The organism is Kitasatospora sp. NPDC001225, from assembly GCF_053597855.1.
In genome coordinates this window covers 1-14,226 of the sequence record NZ_JBSFJC010000173.1, presented here as the reverse complement: position 1 = coordinate 14,226, position 14,226 = coordinate 1, and the positions used below count along the sequence as shown (strand labels likewise).

Sequence of the window (14,226 nt, the reverse complement as noted above, 5' to 3'; positions counted from 1 at the left end):
CCTCACCCCCCCCCCTCCGCCCGCGCCGGCTGGCGCCCTGCGCCGCCCCCGGCCCGCCCCCCCCCCCCCCCCCCCGCGGGGGGGGGGCCCGCCGCCGTTCGGGCCTCCGCCACGGGCGGGTGGGCATGCGCGGGCTAGGCGGAGAGCGCCTCGCCGTCCTCCGAGGGGGCGCACGCGGCCGCCAGTTCGTCCAGGGACAGGTCGAGCGCGAAGGCCAGCGCCGCGATGGTGAAGAAGGACGGCGTCGGCGCGCGGCCGGTCTCGATCTTCCGCAGCGTCTCCGCCGAGACGCCGGCCACCGCCGCGACCTCGACCATGCTGCGCTCGCCGCGCGCCTCGCGCAGCAGCGCCCCGAAGTGCTCGCCGCGCTCGCGCTCCCACGGGGTCAGCGGAGTCCTCACCATGCCGACGAGTCTAGGGCCTCCCGTCCGGCGACGTCCCCACCCTCGCGACCGTGATACAAATACCGGTATAAGAATTGGATCCAGGGGAGAGAAGCACCATGGTCGAACTCAAGTCGGACGCCGGGCTGGCCGCGATGCGCGAGGCCGGGCGGGTGGTGGCGGACGCGCTGGCGGCCGTCCGGGAGCAGTCGGCGGTCGGGGTGAGCCTGCTGGAGCTGGACGAGGTGGCGCGGGGCGTGCTCAAGGCGGCCGGGGCCACCTCGCCGTTCCTCGGCTACCGTCCGGCCTTCGCGCCCGTCCCGTTCCCGGCCGTCATCTGCGCCTCGGTGAACGACGCCGTGGTGCACGGCATCCCGGACGGCTACCGGCTGCGCGACGGCGACCTGGTGAGCATCGACTGCGGCGCCCTCCTGGACGGCTGGGCCGGGGACGCGGCGGTCAGCTTCACCGTCGGCACCGCCCGGCCCGAGGACACCGCCCTGATCGAGACCACCCGGCGCGCCCTGGAGGCCGGCATCGCCGCCGCCGTGGTCGGCAACCGCACCGGCGACATCGCCCACGCCATCGGCGCCGTCGCCCGCGCCGGCCGGTACGGCCTGCTGGACGGCTACGGCGGCCACGGCATCGGCCGCCGGATGCACGAGGACCCGCACGTGCCCAACGAGGGCCGCCCGGGCCGGGGTTACCCGCTGCGCCCCGGTCTGGTGCTGGCGATCGAGCCGATGCTGCTGGCCGGTGGCCGCGACGACCACCGCACCGACCCGGACGGCTGGACCCTGCGCACCGTCGACGGCGCCCGGGCCGCCCACGTCGAGCACACCGTCGCCATCACCGAGGACGGCCCGCGGATCCTCACCCTGCCCTGATCCGGAAGGACTTAGGCTCGGGCCATGACCAAAGCTGTGATGTTCGACTTCTCCGGCACCCTCTTCAGGGTCGTCTCCACCGCCGAGTGGCTGGCGGCCCACCTCGCCGCCACCGGCCTCGCCCTGCCCGCCGGGGAGGAGGCCGAACTGATAGCCCGGCTGGAGGAGTTCGGCGCCCTGCCCGGCGGTGTGCCGCCGCGCCGTATCCCGCCGGAGGTCCAGCAGGCCTGGGACACCCGCGACTTGACCCCCGAGCTGCATCGCACCGCGTACACCGCGCTGGCCCGCGCCGCCGAGCCGCCCGCGGCCATCGACGTGGACGCCCTCTACGAGTCCCACCTGGCGCCCGCGAGCTGGCGCCCGTACCCGGACACCGCCCCCGTGCTGCGCGAGCTGCGCCGCCGGGGCGTGCCGGTCGCCGTGGTGAGCAACATCGCCTGGGACCTGCGGCCGGTGTTCCGCGCGTACGGCCTGGAGGAGCTGGTCGACGTCTACGTGCTGTCGTACGAGGTCGGCGCCCAGAAGCCCGACCCGGTGATCTTCGAGACCGCCTGCGAGCGGCTCGGCCTCGTCCCGGCGGACGTCCTGATGGTCGGCGACGACCGGACCTGCGACGGCGGCGCGACCGCGCTCGGCTGCGGCTTCCACCCGGTCGAGCACCTGCCGGTGGACCGGCGGCCGGACGCCCTCACGCCGCTGCTGGCCGTCCTGTCCGGGTGATCCGGGTGATCCGGGTGATCCGGGTGATCCGGGTGGGACGGGTGACGGAGGACACGAGGTGGTGCCCCGGGGGCCCGGAGTACCGTGCGGGGCATGAGTGATCAGGACTTCACCACGCACATCACCGTCCGCGGGTACGAGACGGACTCCCAGGGGCACCTGAACCAGGCGGTCTACCTCCAGTACGCCGAGCACGCCCGCTGGGAGTACCTCCGGGCGGCCGGGATCCGCCAGGCGGACCTGGTCGCCGAGGGGGTCGGCCCGGTGGTCCTGGAGACCACGGTCAAGTACCTGCGGGAGCTGCGCGCGGGCGACTCGGTGGCGGTCAGCTGCTCGTTCACCTGGCGGGACGGCAAGACCTTCCAGGTGGTGCAGCGGCTGGTCCGCGAGGACGGCGTGCTGGCGGCCGAGATCACCGGTGTCGGCGGCATCCTCGACCTGGCGGAGCGCAGGCTGGTCGCCGACCCGCGCGAGCCGCTGCGCGCCCTGGCCGCCGATCCGGGCCTGCTCGGCCTCTGAGCCGGGCCAGACCGGACCCCGCCGTACCGCTCCCACCACCCCCACCCCGCGCGGCCGGAGACCGCGGCCGGAAGCGGTCTCCGCCCCCTCCCCGGCGGCCCGGGGGATTTCCCCACCCCCGACCGGCCCGCTGCCCGCATGGTCCCAAGTCCCGTGCCCCAGCAGACTCTTGGGCATGACGAAGCCCACCCGAACCACACCCGCCCGCACCGTCACCGCCGCGGTCACCGCGGCCGCCGCCCTGGCCGTGACCGCGCTGAGCGCCCTGCCCGCCGGTGCGGCCGAGAGCGCGAACCCCGGGCGGGACGGCCTCGCCTGGGCCGCGTGTCCGGGCGCCCCGGCCGACAGCCCCCAACGGTGCGCCGAGGTCACCGTCCCGCTGGACTACGCCGATCCGGACGGCGCCCGCGTCACCCTCGCCGTCTCCCGGATCAGCGCCGCCGAGCCCGGCCGGCGCCGAGGCGTCCTGCTGGCCGTCCCCGGCGGACCGGGAGGTTCCAGCCTCGACCTCGTCCACGGCATGGCCGGGCGCCTGCCCCAGTCCGTCCGGGACCGCTACGACGTGGTCGGCTTCGACCCGCGCGGCGTCGGCCGCTCCACCCCGGTCAGCTGCGGCCTCGACCCCGCCGACCTGTCGATGGTCAAACTGCGTCCCTGGCCGGCCGCCGACGGCTCGATCGACGGGAACCTGGCCACCGCCCGCCGCATCGCCGACACCTGCGCGCGCAACGGCGGCCCGGTGCTGCGCAGCATCTCCACCGCCAACGAGGCCCGCGACCTCGACGGCATCCGCCGCGCCCTCGGCGAGCGCCGCCTCTCCCTCTGGGGCGTCTCGTACGGCACCTACGCGGGCGCCGTCTACACCACCATGTTCCCCGAGCGGACCGACCGGGTCGTACTGGACAGCAACGACGACCCGGACCCGTCGCGGGTCGGGCGCGGCTGGCTGGACGCCTACGGCCGGGGCGTCGAGGACCGCTTCCCGGACTTCGCGAGGTGGGCGTCCGCGCCGGACAACCCGGACCGGGTCGCGGACACCCCCGAGGAGGTCCGCCCGCTCTTCCTCGACCTCGCCGCCCGCCTCGACCGGGCCCCGCTGCCCTGGCCGGGCGCCAACCCGGCGGAGCTGAACGGCAACGTGCTGCGCCAGACCCTGCTGGACAGCATGAACGCGGACGCCCGCTTCCCGGACGTCGCGGGGCTGATGCTGGCCGGTCTCGGCCGCCGTCCGCTGCCCGCCCCGGTGGTGCCGCCGGAGGCGGCGGTGCAGAACACCATCGCCGTCTCGGTCGGGACCCTCTGCAACGACGTCCGGTGGCCCGCCGACCCGGCCGGCTACGCCAAGGCCGTGACCGCCGACCGCGCCGCCCGCCCGCTCACCGCCGGCCTGCCGGTGAACGTGATGCCCTGCGCCTTCTGGCCGTTCGCGCCCGCCGAGCCGCCGGTGCGGGTCACCGACCGGGGCCCGTCCAATGTCCTGCTCACGCAGAACCTGCGCGATCCCGCGACGCCGTACAGCGGTGCGCTCAAGCTGCGTGCGGCGTTCGGGGACCGGGCGCGGATGGTGACGGTGGACTCGGGCGGCCACGACGTGTACCGGGCCAACGGGAACGCCTGCGGCGACGAGGTGGTGACGGACTACCTGGTCACCGGCCACCGCCCGGCCCGGGACGTCTTCTGCCCGGCCGGCTGAGCGGGTTCGGCTGAGCGGAACCGGCCGAGCGAGGTCGGCCGGGCGGCGCGCGGGGGCAACGGGCCGTGGGCGAACGGTCCTTGCCCCGTCGTGCACGCCCGTTCGATCCTCGGGAATGAGTCGAATCCGTCGCGATTTTGTGACAATCCTTCGCCAACACCCGCTCCCCACGGCCTGTTCACGGCCGTAATGTTCGATCTATGTCACCGAAGAGCCGCATACCCGCCGCTTCGGACCCGGGCGACACCTGGGTGCCGCGACCGAGGCGCCGCGAGACCCCGATCGGCTTCCTGGGCCACGCGGCCACCTTCCTCGGCTCCAGCGTGCTGGGCGGGGTGCTGCTGGCGGGCCTGATCCTCCCGGCGGCCGGGGCGGTCGGGCTCGGCGCGAAGAACGGCGCCGAGGGCTTCGAGAGCATCCCCGACGACTTCAGGACCCCGCCGCTGAGCCAGGCGACGCAGATCTTCGACGCCAACGGCGGCCTGATCGCCAAGGTCTACGAGCGCGACCGCACCGTCATACCCGCCGACCAGATGTCCCCGCTGATCCGCACGGCGCAGGTGGACATCGAGGACGCCCGGTTCTACGAGCACGGCGCCGTCGACCTCAAGGGCATCCTGCGCGCGATCACCAAGAACGCGGAGAGCGGCGCCGCCGTCCAGGGCGCCTCCACCCTGACCCAGCAGTACGTGAAGAACGTCAACGTGGAGAAGGCCGGGGACGACACGGACGCGGTGCGCGAGGCGCAGCGCAAGACCCTCGGCCGAAAGATCCAGGAACTCCGGTACGCCATCAAGCTGGAGGAGGACCTGAGCAAGGAGCAGATCCTCACCAACTACCTCAACATCACCTTCTACGGCCACCAGGCGTACGGCATCCAGGCCGCCTCCCAGCGCTACTTCAGCAAGGACGCCAAGGACCTCAGCCTGCCCGAGGCGGCGATGCTCGCCGGACTGGTGCAGAACCCGTCCCAGTACGATCCGAAGCTGCACCCGGTGGCCGCGCAGAAGCGCCGCGACACCGTCATCGACAAGATGGTGGAGAACAAGCACATCACCGCGGACCAGGCCAGGGAGGCGAAGGCCGCCCCGCTCGGCCTCAACTACCGGGACCCGCAGAATGGTTGCATCACCGCCAAGGCCGGCATGGGCTTCTTCTGCGACTACGTGCGGCACGTGGTCAAGCAGGACCCGGTGTTCGGCAAGAGCTCGGCCGAACGCAAGAAGCTGTGGGACACCGGCGGCCTGAACATCTACACCACGATGGACCCGGACAAGCAGGCCGCCGCCCAGAACGCCGTCTCCACCAAGGTGTACGTCACCGACCCGGTCTCGGCCGCGATGACGATGGTCGAGCCCGGCAGCGGCAAGATCCTGTCGATGGCGCAGACCCGCCCGTACGGCCTGGCCAAGGAGAAGAACGAGACCGTCGTCAACTACAACGTGGACGCGGCGATGGGCGGCGGCATCGGCTTCCAGCCCGGCTCCAACTTCAAGCCGATCGTGGCCGCCGCGGCCCTGGAGGCCGGCCTGTCGCCCACCCAGCGGTACGACTCGCCGAACCGGATGGACTGGCCGACGATGAAGACCTGCGACGGCACCTGGAAGAACCTCAGCAAGGGCAAGAAGGAGGGGACCATCCCCAACGAGAGCGCCGGTGAGGTCGGCCCGTACGAGCTCAAGCAGGCCATGGCGCTCTCCGTGAACACCTACTTCGTGCAGATGGAGCAGGAGATCGGCCTCTGCGCGGTCAAGCAGATGGCCAACAAGCTGGGCATGGAGGGCAAGGCGAACGGCGAGCCGCTCCAGGAACTGCCCGCGCTCGGCCTCGGCACCCAGGAGGTCAGCCCGCTGACCATGGCCAACGTGTACGCGACCTTCGCCGCCCGGGGCACCTACTGCGCGCCGCTGGCGATCAACAGGATCACCACCGTGGACGGCACCGACGTCCCGGTGCCCCCGGTCCACTGCTCCCCGGCGATGTCCGAGGACACCGCCGACGTGATCAACAGCGTGCTGCTCGGGGTGACCGAGAAGGGCGGCACGGCGCGCGACCTCGGCCTGGACGACGGTCGCCAGATCGCCGGCAAGACCGGGACGACGGACGAGAAGAAGTCGGCCTGGTTCACCGGCTACACGGGCAACCTGGCGGGCTCGGTCTGGCTGGGCAGCCCGGGCACCAAGGTGCCGATGCGCAACATCCGGATCGGCGGCAAGTACCAGGCCGAGGTCTTCGGCGCCACCGGCCCCGGGCCGATCTGGCAGCAGGCGATGAGCGACGCCGTCCGGAGCATGGCGGAGAAGCCGTTCGCCACCGTCCGCATCCCGGACCCGCCCCGGCGGGACGCCAACTGCACCACCGCCAGCGGCTCGCCGGGCTCGGTCACCTGCAGCGGCGCGCCCGCCACCGGGGGCCCGGGCAACACCGGCCGGCCGCGCGACACCGGCCCGACGACCGGCCGCACCGCGCCGTCCGCCCCGCCCGGCACCACCGACCCGTCGGACCAGTGACCCGTCCGACCAGTGACCCCGAGGAGCAGCGACTCCGAGCAGCGGTGACCCCGGGCAGCGGTGACCCCGACGACCGGTGAACTGTCCGGCCCCGCCTGAGTACCCGTACCCAGGCGGGGCCGGCTACCGTGCCTCGACCGGTTCGCCGCTGTCCTGGTCGAGGTTGAACACCCGCCGGTAGGAGTCGGTCACCACGGTGATCTGCGAGCGCCCGGTCCAGCTCGCCTCCACCAGCCGGGCGTCGCCCGGTCGCCGGCCGATGTCCGCCAGCGACCAGCGCCGGGCCGACCAGCCCTCGCCGCTCTCCAGCAGCACCTGCCAGCGCTCGTCCGGGCCCGGCCCGGTGGCGTACGAGCGGTGCACCACCACCAGGGCCCGCTCGGCCCCGGCCGGGGCGTCCTCCCGGCTGCGGGTCTCGGCCGCCGACACCTTGTGCGCGGCCAGCACGCCGAGCAGGAACACCACGCCGGCGGTCACCGTGACCGCCCGGGTGGCCGTCCGCACGGCGGCGCGCGGGTCGCTCAGCCAGGCGGCCGCGATCAGCGCCGCCAGCGCCCCGCCGATCAGCAGTTCCGGCTGGTTGAGCAGGTCGGCGACCAGCATCAGCCCGCCCGAGCGGCTCTCCCACTGCCCCTCGGTGTAGAGCAGGACGGCGGCCAGCCCGCTGCCCGCCAGCAGCCGGACCAGGACGCGCCTGGTCCGGGACGTCCGTCGGTTCATCGTCCCCCGGTTCATCGTCCCCGCGCCCCCGTTCCCCCCGTCGCCGCGGTCACAGCCCGGCGAGCAGTTCGCGGCCCTCCGGCCAGTCGCCCAGTCCGGAGTCGGAGTTGAGGTGCCCGTACGCGCCCGGCTCGACGTACCGGGCGCCCCAGGCGGCGGCGAACGCGCGGGCCCGCTCGGCCGAGACCCACGGGTCGTCGGTCGAGGAGACCACGACGGCCGGGAACGGGAACCGCTCCAGCGCCACCGGGCGGAAGTTCACCAGGTCCGGGACCTCGGCGGTGTCGACGTCCGCCGGGGCGACCAGCAGCGCGCCCCGGACGGCGGCGGTCCGCTCGGCGGAGGCGGTGGCGACCCAGTGGGCCGCGGTGACGCAGCCCAGGCTGTGGGCGACCAGCACCACCGGGCCTTCGGCGGCGGCCGCGGCCACCGCGGCGTCCACCCGGGCCACCCAGTCCGTCCGCTCCGGGTGGTCCCAGTCCGCCTGCTCGACCCGGCGGAAGGACTCCGGCCCGGCCGCCTCCCAGCGGGTCTGCCAGTGCTCGGGGCCGGAGTTCTGGTAGCCGGGGAGGACGAGGTAGGTGGTGCGGTCGGGCATGGGCTCCTCCGGGAGCGGGACGGTCGTGGGCAGCAGGAGTCTAGGACGCGGGCCGCCGACCCCCGCAGCCGGGCGCCCGACCAGGCGCGCACTCCCCGCAACCGGCGCGCGTAGCTCCGTATGCGCCGTCGTACGCCCGGTGCGCCCCGTTGCCAACGGTGTCGCCGGTACGGGAGGTTGGACCGGGCCCGGGCCGGCCGCCACCGCCCGGCGCCCGTACCCGATCCGAGGCTCGACCACGTGGAGGGATGTCGGCGATGACATCGAAGATCCTGCTCGTCACCGGGGACGCCGCCGAGTCACTGGAGGTGTTCTACCCCTACCAGCGGCTGCGCGAGGAGGGCTACCAGGTCGACATCGCGGCCCCGACGAAGAAACGCCTCCAGTTCGTGGTGCACGACTTCGTCGAGGGCTTCGACACCTACACCGAGAAGCCCGGCTACACCTGGCCCGCCGACGTGGCCCTCGCCGACGTCGACCCGGCCGACTACGCGGCCCTGGTCATCCCCGGCGGCCGCGCCCCCGAGTACCTGCGCAACGACCCGGACGTGCAGCGGATCGCCCGGCACTTCTTCGCCGAGGACAAGCCCGTCGCCCAGATCTGCCACGGCCCGCTGATCACCGCCGCCGCCGGCCTGCTGGACGGCCGCCGCAGCTCCGCCTACCCGGCGCTGGCCCCGGACATCAAGGCGGCGGGCGCCGAGTTCGTGGACGGCGAGGCGGTGGTGGACGGCGTCGTCGTCTCGGCCCGCGCCTGGCCCGACCACCCGGCCTGGCTGCGGGCCTTCATCGAGGTCCTGCGCACCAAGGCGCCGCTCGCCTAGCGCTGATCCCGGAGCCGGACCCCGACACGTCTCGGGGTCCGGCTCCGGGATCCCTCGGGGGCGGGACCCCCTCCCCAGGCGGACGATCCGGCCCGGCCGATCCGGCAAGGTGTCAGGTGAGCACCAGCCGACCGGAGTTGCCCACTCCGCCGACCCCGGACCAGGGAGGACGGCATGACCGCCGACCCGACCGCCCCCGCCCGCCGCCGGACCGCCCCGCGCGTCGCCGTCGCCGCCGCCGTGGGCGCGGGACTGCTCACCACCCTCGCCCCGACCGCCGTCGCCGGGCCCGCCGGCCGGCCGCCGGCCCCCGGCTGCCACGGCGCCGTGCACCTCTCGGTCACCGGCGGCACGCCCGGCGATGGCACGGGCGCCGACGGCGCCGCCGAACGGCGCGGCGACTGGACGGCCGCCGACGCCGCCCTCGCCGGGATGACCGACCCCGGCTACTCGACCTCCGCCCTCGCCGCCGTCCGCGAGAACGGCCGACTGGTCTGGCGCAACGCCACCGGCGTCGCCGAACTCGGCACCGGCGAACCCGCCGACCCGGAGGGCGCGTTCCGGATCGGCAGCGCCACCAAGACCTTCGTCGCCACCACCCTGCTCCAACTCGTCGGCGAGCACCGGCTGGACCTCGACGACCGCCTGGAGTGCCTGCTGCCGGGCATCGTCCCGAACAGCACCGCGATCACCGTCCGGCAGCTGCTCGACCACACCAGCGGCGTCGCCGACTACACCCGGGACCGGGCCTTCGAGGTCGACCGGGACTGGCTGGCCGACCGCCGCTACAAGTCCTACCGGCTGCGGGACCTGGTGGACCTCGCGAACACCTACCCGCCGGACTTCGCCCCCGGCGAGGGATGGCAGTACTCCAACACCAACTACATCCTGGTCGGGATGATCATCGAGAAGCTCACCGGCCACAGCTGGAACGACGAGGTCACCCGCCGGATCATCCGCCCGCTGCGGCTCACCGGCACCTGGATGCCCGGCGACCTCCCGTTCATCCCCGGCCCGCACGCCCACGGCTACGTCAGGACGGACACCGGTCCGGCCGACGTCACCGTGCTCAACCCGTCCATGGCCGGCTCGGCCGGCGGCGGCATCTCCACCACCACCGACCTGACCGCCTTCCTCGACGCCCTGCTCGGCGGCCGCCTGCTGCGCCCGGCCGAACTCGCCGCGATGAAGCGGACCACCGACCACGGCGAGGGCCGGACGTACGGCCTCGGCCTCCAGCGCCTGGACACCCCCTGCGGCCCGTTCTGGGGCCACGCCGGCGGCATCCCCGGCTACAGCACGATGATGCTCGCCGCCCCGGACGGCAGCCGCTCGTTCGCCGCCGACACCACCTTCTACGACGCCCCGGACCCGGACGCCGCCGACACCGCCTGGCGCAAGGTGACCACGACCGCCCTGTGCGGCGCCCAGGCGGCGGCCGCGGCACCCGACCTCGCCCGCATGGCACCGTGACCGACCCCCTACGCTGACCGGCGACAGAACCGCCGACCGTCACAGGAGGACGACCCATGGCAGAGCCGCTGATCGCCGCAGTCGGGGGCCGGGTGCCCGCCGTCGACCCGGGCGCCTTCGTGGCGCCGAACGCCGTCGTGGTCGGGGACGTGACCGTCGCCGCCGGCGCGAGCGTCTGGTACGGCGCGGTGCTGCGCGGCGACGCCGAGTCGATCAGCGTCGGCGCGGGCAGCAACATCCAGGACAACTGCACCCTGCACGCAGACCCCGGCTTCCCGCTGGTGGTCGGCGAGCGGATCTCGGTCGGCCACAACGCCGTGCTGCACGGCTGCACGGTCGAGGACGACGTCCTGGTGGGCATGAACGCCACCGTGCTCAACGGCGCCCGGATCGGCACCGGCTCGCTGGTCGCGGCCGGCGCGGTGGTGCCGCAGGGCATGGTCGTCCCGCCCGGCTCGCTGGTCGCCGGCGTCCCGGCCAAGGTCCGCCGCGAGCTGACCGAGGACGAGAAGACCGGCATCAAGGCCAACGGCGCCGGCTACCAGCTGCTCGCCGACGCCCACCGCGAGATCTAGCGGCTTCCCGGCTAGGCCGTGGTCATCGCTGCCGCGGCCGCCGGTTCCGTCGCCACCGGGGCGGGCCGGCGGCGGTCGGCCGCCCAGGCGAGCACCGCGACCACCGCGCCCGCGGCCGCCAGGACCGCGCCGACCAGCGTCGGCGCGGTCCAGCCGAGCCCGGCGTCCAGCGCCAGCCCGCCGAAGTACGCGCCCTGGGCGTTGGCCAGGTTGAAGGCGCCCTGGACGGTCGCCGAGGCGAGGGTCGGCGCGCTGCGCGCCTTCTGGAGCACCAGGGTCTGCACGGCCGGCACGATCGCGAAGCCGAACAGCCCGATCAGCACCACCGTGACGGCCGCCGACCAGCGGGCGTGCGCGGTCAGCGCGAACAGCGCCAGGGTGGCGGAGAGCAGCACGAAGGCCGCGCAGACGGTGGGGCGCAGCGCCCGGTCGGCGGCGAACCCGCCCAGCACGTTGCCGATCGTCATGCCGACCCCGAACAGCGCCAGCACCAGGGTCACCGAGCCGGTCGCGTACCCGGAGACCTCGGTGAGCAGCGGGGCGATGTAGCTGTAGCAGGCGAAGAAGCCGCCGCAGCCGAACACCACGGTGGCCAGCGCCAGCCAGAGCTGGCCGCTGCGGAAGGCCCGCAGCTCGTGCCGGAGCCCGGACTGGCCGGAGGAGGGGAGCGCGGGCACCAGCCGGGCGATGGCGACCGTGCCGGCGGCCGCGATCAGCACGACCACCAGCATGGTCGCCCGCCAGCCCAGGTGCTGGCCGAGCAGGGTCGCGGCCGGGACGCCGACGATGTTGGCGACGGTCAGTCCGGAGAACATCACGGCCACCGCCCGGGCCCGCCGGTCCGGCGCGACCAGCTCGGCCGCCGCCACCGCGCCCGCCCCGAAGAAGGCGCCGTGCGGCAGCCCGGTGATCAGCCGGGCGGCGGCCAGCGTCCAGAAGTCCGGGGCCACCGCGCACAGCAGGTTGCCGGTCGCGAACAGCGCGGCCAGTGCCACCAGCACCGCCTTGCGCGGCCGGCCGGCGGCCAGCGCGGTCAGCAGCGGCGCGCCGACCACCACCCCCAGCGCGTACGCGGAGATCAGCCAGCCCGCCTGCGGGATGGAGACGTGGAGACTGTCGGCGACCTGGGGGAGCAGCCCCATGGCGGCGAATTCGGTGGTTCCGATGGCGAACGCGGTGACGGCCAGCGCGAGCAGCGCGAGAGGCAAGGGGGTGACTCCGGAGTGATGCCGACGGACCGGGGAAGCGCGCGGCGGGATGAAGGCGGGAATGACGGCGGGATGAATTCGTTCGTCCGGAATCCTAATCCGGCCGGATGACGGCGCCGTGAGGTGCGTGTGACGAAAGGGCGTCGCCGGCTGACGAAAGGGGGTCGCCGACGCGGCTCCGGCGCGCGAGACTGGGAGCATGTGCCGCAACATCAAGACGCTGCGACCTCCCGTCACGCCCGACGCCGACGAGGAGGACTTCCACGCCGCAGCCCTCCAGTACGTCCGCAAGGTGTCCGGGTTCCGCGCCCCCGCGGCGCACAACCGGGAGGCCTTCGACCGGGCGGTGGACGCCGTCGCGGAGGCCACCGCCCGGCTGCTCGCCGAGCTGGAGGTCCGCGGCCCGCACGCCCGGGCCGCCGGGTAGGCAGGAGCAGCTGTGATGAGCCACGCCGAGCGTTACGCCCTCACCTTCCCGGGCACCCCGGGCACCCAGGCCCCGCAGGACGTCGTGGTGGTCACTCGCACCGACGCGACCGGTCCGGGCGGCCACCCGGTGTACGAGGACGAGAGCGGCATCGTCCGGGCGGAGATCAGCGACGCCGGCGAGGTCCGGATCCTCGCCAGCGGCGGCCACCAGAGCCCGCACCTGCCGGTGCACGCCCACCCGCTGCCCTGACCGCCCGGAACCCTGGGCGAGGACTCGGAACCCCGGCGCGGATTCCGTCCGTCGGGCACAATCGCGGTATGACCACAGCGAGTTGGCAGGGCGTCGTCATCGCCGAGAGCGACGACACCGTCGTCGTCGAGGGCAACCACTACTTCCCGGCCGAGGCGGTGCGCACCGAGTACCTGCGCCCCTCGGAGACCACCACGGTGTGCGGTTGGAAGGGCACCGCCGGCTACTACAGCCTGGAGGTGGACGGGCGGACCAACCCGGACGCCGTCTGGTACTACGCCGACCCGAAGCCCGAGGCCGAGCACGTGCGCGGCCGGGTGGCCTTCTGGCGCGGGGTGGTGGTCGCCGAGTAGGCGGCCCCGGGCCGTGCCGTCCTCGCGAAAGGGGTACCGGAGCCCATGGCAGTCTTCCGCAGGCCGGACCGCTTCCGGCCGCGTCCCGGATCCGACCCGGCCGAGCCCGACCCGAGCGGGCCCGCCCCGGCCGAGCCCGACCTGGGCGACCGGCTCGCCGAACTGGTCGAGGAGTCCGAGCAGCCCGTCGGCCGGGGCCCGGTCGCCGCGTACGCGGCGAGGCAGCGCGGCCGCGGCCGGGCCGTGGTCCTGCACACCGCCCGGCTGCTCGGCCACGGCGGCCGGGTCGCCGCCAAGGGGGCGGCCAGGGGAGCGGCCAAGGGCGCCGCGTTCGGCGGCAAGGCGCTGACCGACCAGCTGGTGCGGACCGCGCCGCGGATCCCGGTGCGCGACCTCGCCACCCTGCGGGCGCAGCACCCCGACGCGGCCTTCCCGGAGCAGCTGGCCGACCTGCTGGTCACCGGCGCCGTCCGGGCCTCCGGCGTGCTCGGCGCGGGCGTCGGCGCGGCGGCGATGCTGCCGGTGCCGCCCGCGATGCCGCTGGAGATCGCGGCCGAGACGCTCGCGGTCGCGGCCGTGGAGATCAAGCTGATCGCCGAGCTGCACGAGGTCTACGGCACCCCGGCGCGGGGCACCGCCACCCAGCGGGCCGGCGCCTACCTCGGCGCCTGGGCCAACCGCCGCGGGATCGACGCGGGCCTGCTGGTGCGCCCGGCCGGCTTCGCCGCGCTGGCGATCGGCTCGGAGGTGCGCCAGCAGGTCCGCCGCCGGCTGACCCGCAGCTCGCTGCGCCACCTGCCGGCGGTGACGCCGCTGCTGGTCGGCGCCGGCATAGGCGCCACCATGAACCGCCGCGACACCCGCCGGCTGGCCGGCGAGGTGCGCGAGGACCTGTGCGGGCGCCGCCCGGCGGACGGCGCCTACTGGGCCGCGGCCGCGCCGCCGCCGAAGGGGGAGACGGCTCCGCGGCCACCGGGGGAGGAGTGACAGGCGCGCCCGGGACCGGTGACGGTCCCATGCCCACGTGGGGGTTGCCGGTCGGGGAGGGACAGAAGCGAACCCGGACGGCCGGGTCAGTGTTAGC

16 protein-coding genes are annotated in these 14,226 nt (G+C 74.7%); 12 read left to right on the top strand and 4 right to left on the bottom strand.

Translation table 11 applies throughout. The features are described from left to right. Positions 1 to 134: 134 nt before the first annotated feature. A complete protein-coding gene (locus tag ACWDCZ_RS35190; protein WP_049655616.1) occupies positions 135 to 404 on the bottom strand; it encodes a helix-turn-helix domain-containing protein in 270 nt (89 codons plus the stop codon). Positions 405 to 502: 98 nt separating this feature from the next. On the opposite strand from ACWDCZ_RS35190, the gene map reads away from it, so the two are divergent. The 5 genes from map to ACWDCZ_RS35165 all read left to right on the top strand — a co-directional run bounded on the left by map (position 503) and on the right by ACWDCZ_RS35165 (position 6,712). Next, positions 503 to 1,270: a type I methionyl aminopeptidase gene (gene map / locus ACWDCZ_RS35185; RefSeq protein WP_449817992.1), complete on the top strand. Its 768-nt coding sequence runs from the start codon at positions 503 to 505 to the stop codon at positions 1,268 to 1,270. Positions 1,271 to 1,294: 24 nt separating this feature from the next. Then, positions 1,295 to 1,990 carry an HAD family hydrolase gene (locus ACWDCZ_RS35180; protein ID WP_449817991.1) on the top strand — a complete coding sequence of 232 codons (696 nt, stop codon included), beginning with the start codon at positions 1,295 to 1,297 and terminating at the stop codon, positions 1,988 to 1,990. Between the two features lie 93 nt (positions 1,991 to 2,083). Further along, positions 2,084 to 2,509, top strand: a complete 426-nt coding sequence (locus ACWDCZ_RS35175) for an acyl-CoA thioesterase (RefSeq protein ID WP_375875008.1) — start codon at positions 2,084 to 2,086, stop codon at positions 2,507 to 2,509. Between the two features lie 175 nt (positions 2,510 to 2,684). Continuing rightward, the gene (locus tag ACWDCZ_RS35170; RefSeq protein WP_449817990.1) at positions 2,685 to 4,202 is read left to right on the top strand and encodes an alpha/beta hydrolase; all 1,518 of its coding nucleotides are present in this window, start codon (positions 2,685 to 2,687) and stop codon (positions 4,200 to 4,202) included. A 200-nt stretch (positions 4,203 to 4,402) separates the two neighbouring features. Continuing rightward, complete coding sequence (locus ACWDCZ_RS35165; protein WP_449817989.1) at positions 4,403 to 6,712, top strand: transglycosylase domain-containing protein; 2,310 nt, start codon at positions 4,403 to 4,405, stop codon at positions 6,710 to 6,712. A 123-nt stretch (positions 6,713 to 6,835) separates the two neighbouring features. On the opposite strand, the gene ACWDCZ_RS35160 is transcribed toward ACWDCZ_RS35165, so the two are convergent. Both ACWDCZ_RS35160 and ACWDCZ_RS35155 read right to left on the bottom strand, forming a co-directional pair. Beyond that, positions 6,836 to 7,432, bottom strand: coding sequence for a hypothetical protein (locus ACWDCZ_RS35160; protein ID WP_049660092.1), 597 nt, complete (start codon positions 7,430 to 7,432; stop codon positions 6,836 to 6,838). 49 nt (positions 7,433 to 7,481) lie between these two features. Next, positions 7,482 to 8,030, bottom strand: coding sequence for an RBBP9/YdeN family alpha/beta hydrolase (locus ACWDCZ_RS35155; RefSeq protein ID WP_449817988.1), 549 nt, complete (start codon positions 8,028 to 8,030; stop codon positions 7,482 to 7,484). Positions 8,031 to 8,287: 257 nt separating this feature from the next. Here ACWDCZ_RS35155 and ACWDCZ_RS35150 point away from each other — a divergent pair, with 257 nt between their 5' ends. From ACWDCZ_RS35150 to ACWDCZ_RS35140, 3 genes are all read left to right on the top strand, one after another. Then, positions 8,288 to 8,854, top strand: coding sequence for a DJ-1/PfpI family protein (locus tag ACWDCZ_RS35150; protein ID WP_049660089.1), 567 nt, complete (start codon positions 8,288 to 8,290; stop codon positions 8,852 to 8,854). A 174-nt stretch (positions 8,855 to 9,028) separates the two neighbouring features. Then, positions 9,029 to 10,327 (top strand): serine hydrolase domain-containing protein, encoded by a 1,299-nt coding sequence (locus ACWDCZ_RS35145; RefSeq protein ID WP_449817987.1) that lies wholly within the window; start codon positions 9,029 to 9,031, stop codon positions 10,325 to 10,327. Between the two features lie 56 nt (positions 10,328 to 10,383). Then, positions 10,384 to 10,902 carry a gamma carbonic anhydrase family protein gene (locus tag ACWDCZ_RS35140; RefSeq protein ID WP_049659101.1) on the top strand — a complete coding sequence of 173 codons (519 nt, stop codon included), beginning with the start codon at positions 10,384 to 10,386 and terminating at the stop codon, positions 10,900 to 10,902. 11 nt (positions 10,903 to 10,913) lie between these two features. Here the strand turns inward: ACWDCZ_RS35140 and ACWDCZ_RS35135 are convergent, their stop codons facing one another. Further along, positions 10,914 to 12,110: an MFS transporter gene (locus tag ACWDCZ_RS35135; RefSeq protein ID WP_049659100.1), complete on the bottom strand. Its 1,197-nt coding sequence runs from the start codon at positions 12,108 to 12,110 to the stop codon at positions 10,914 to 10,916. 199 nt (positions 12,111 to 12,309) lie between these two features. On the opposite strand from ACWDCZ_RS35135, the gene ACWDCZ_RS35130 reads away from it, so the two are divergent. The 4 genes from ACWDCZ_RS35130 to ACWDCZ_RS35115 all read left to right on the top strand — a co-directional run bounded on the left by ACWDCZ_RS35130 (position 12,310) and on the right by ACWDCZ_RS35115 (position 14,129). Continuing rightward, positions 12,310 to 12,537 (top strand): DUF2277 domain-containing protein, encoded by a 228-nt coding sequence (locus ACWDCZ_RS35130; protein ID WP_449817986.1) that lies wholly within the window; start codon positions 12,310 to 12,312, stop codon positions 12,535 to 12,537. Between the two features lie 15 nt (positions 12,538 to 12,552). Beyond that, entirely contained in the window at positions 12,553 to 12,789 is a 237-nt protein-coding gene (locus ACWDCZ_RS35125) for a DUF6296 family protein (protein ID WP_049659098.1), read from the top strand. A gap of 68 nt (positions 12,790 to 12,857) precedes the next feature. Next, complete coding sequence (locus ACWDCZ_RS35120; protein ID WP_449814422.1) at positions 12,858 to 13,142, top strand: DUF427 domain-containing protein; 285 nt, start codon at positions 12,858 to 12,860, stop codon at positions 13,140 to 13,142. Positions 13,143 to 13,187: 45 nt separating this feature from the next. Further along, positions 13,188 to 14,129 carry a hypothetical protein gene (locus ACWDCZ_RS35115; RefSeq protein ID WP_449817985.1) on the top strand — a complete coding sequence of 314 codons (942 nt, stop codon included), beginning with the start codon at positions 13,188 to 13,190 and terminating at the stop codon, positions 14,127 to 14,129. Positions 14,130 to 14,226: the final 97 nt, after the last annotated feature.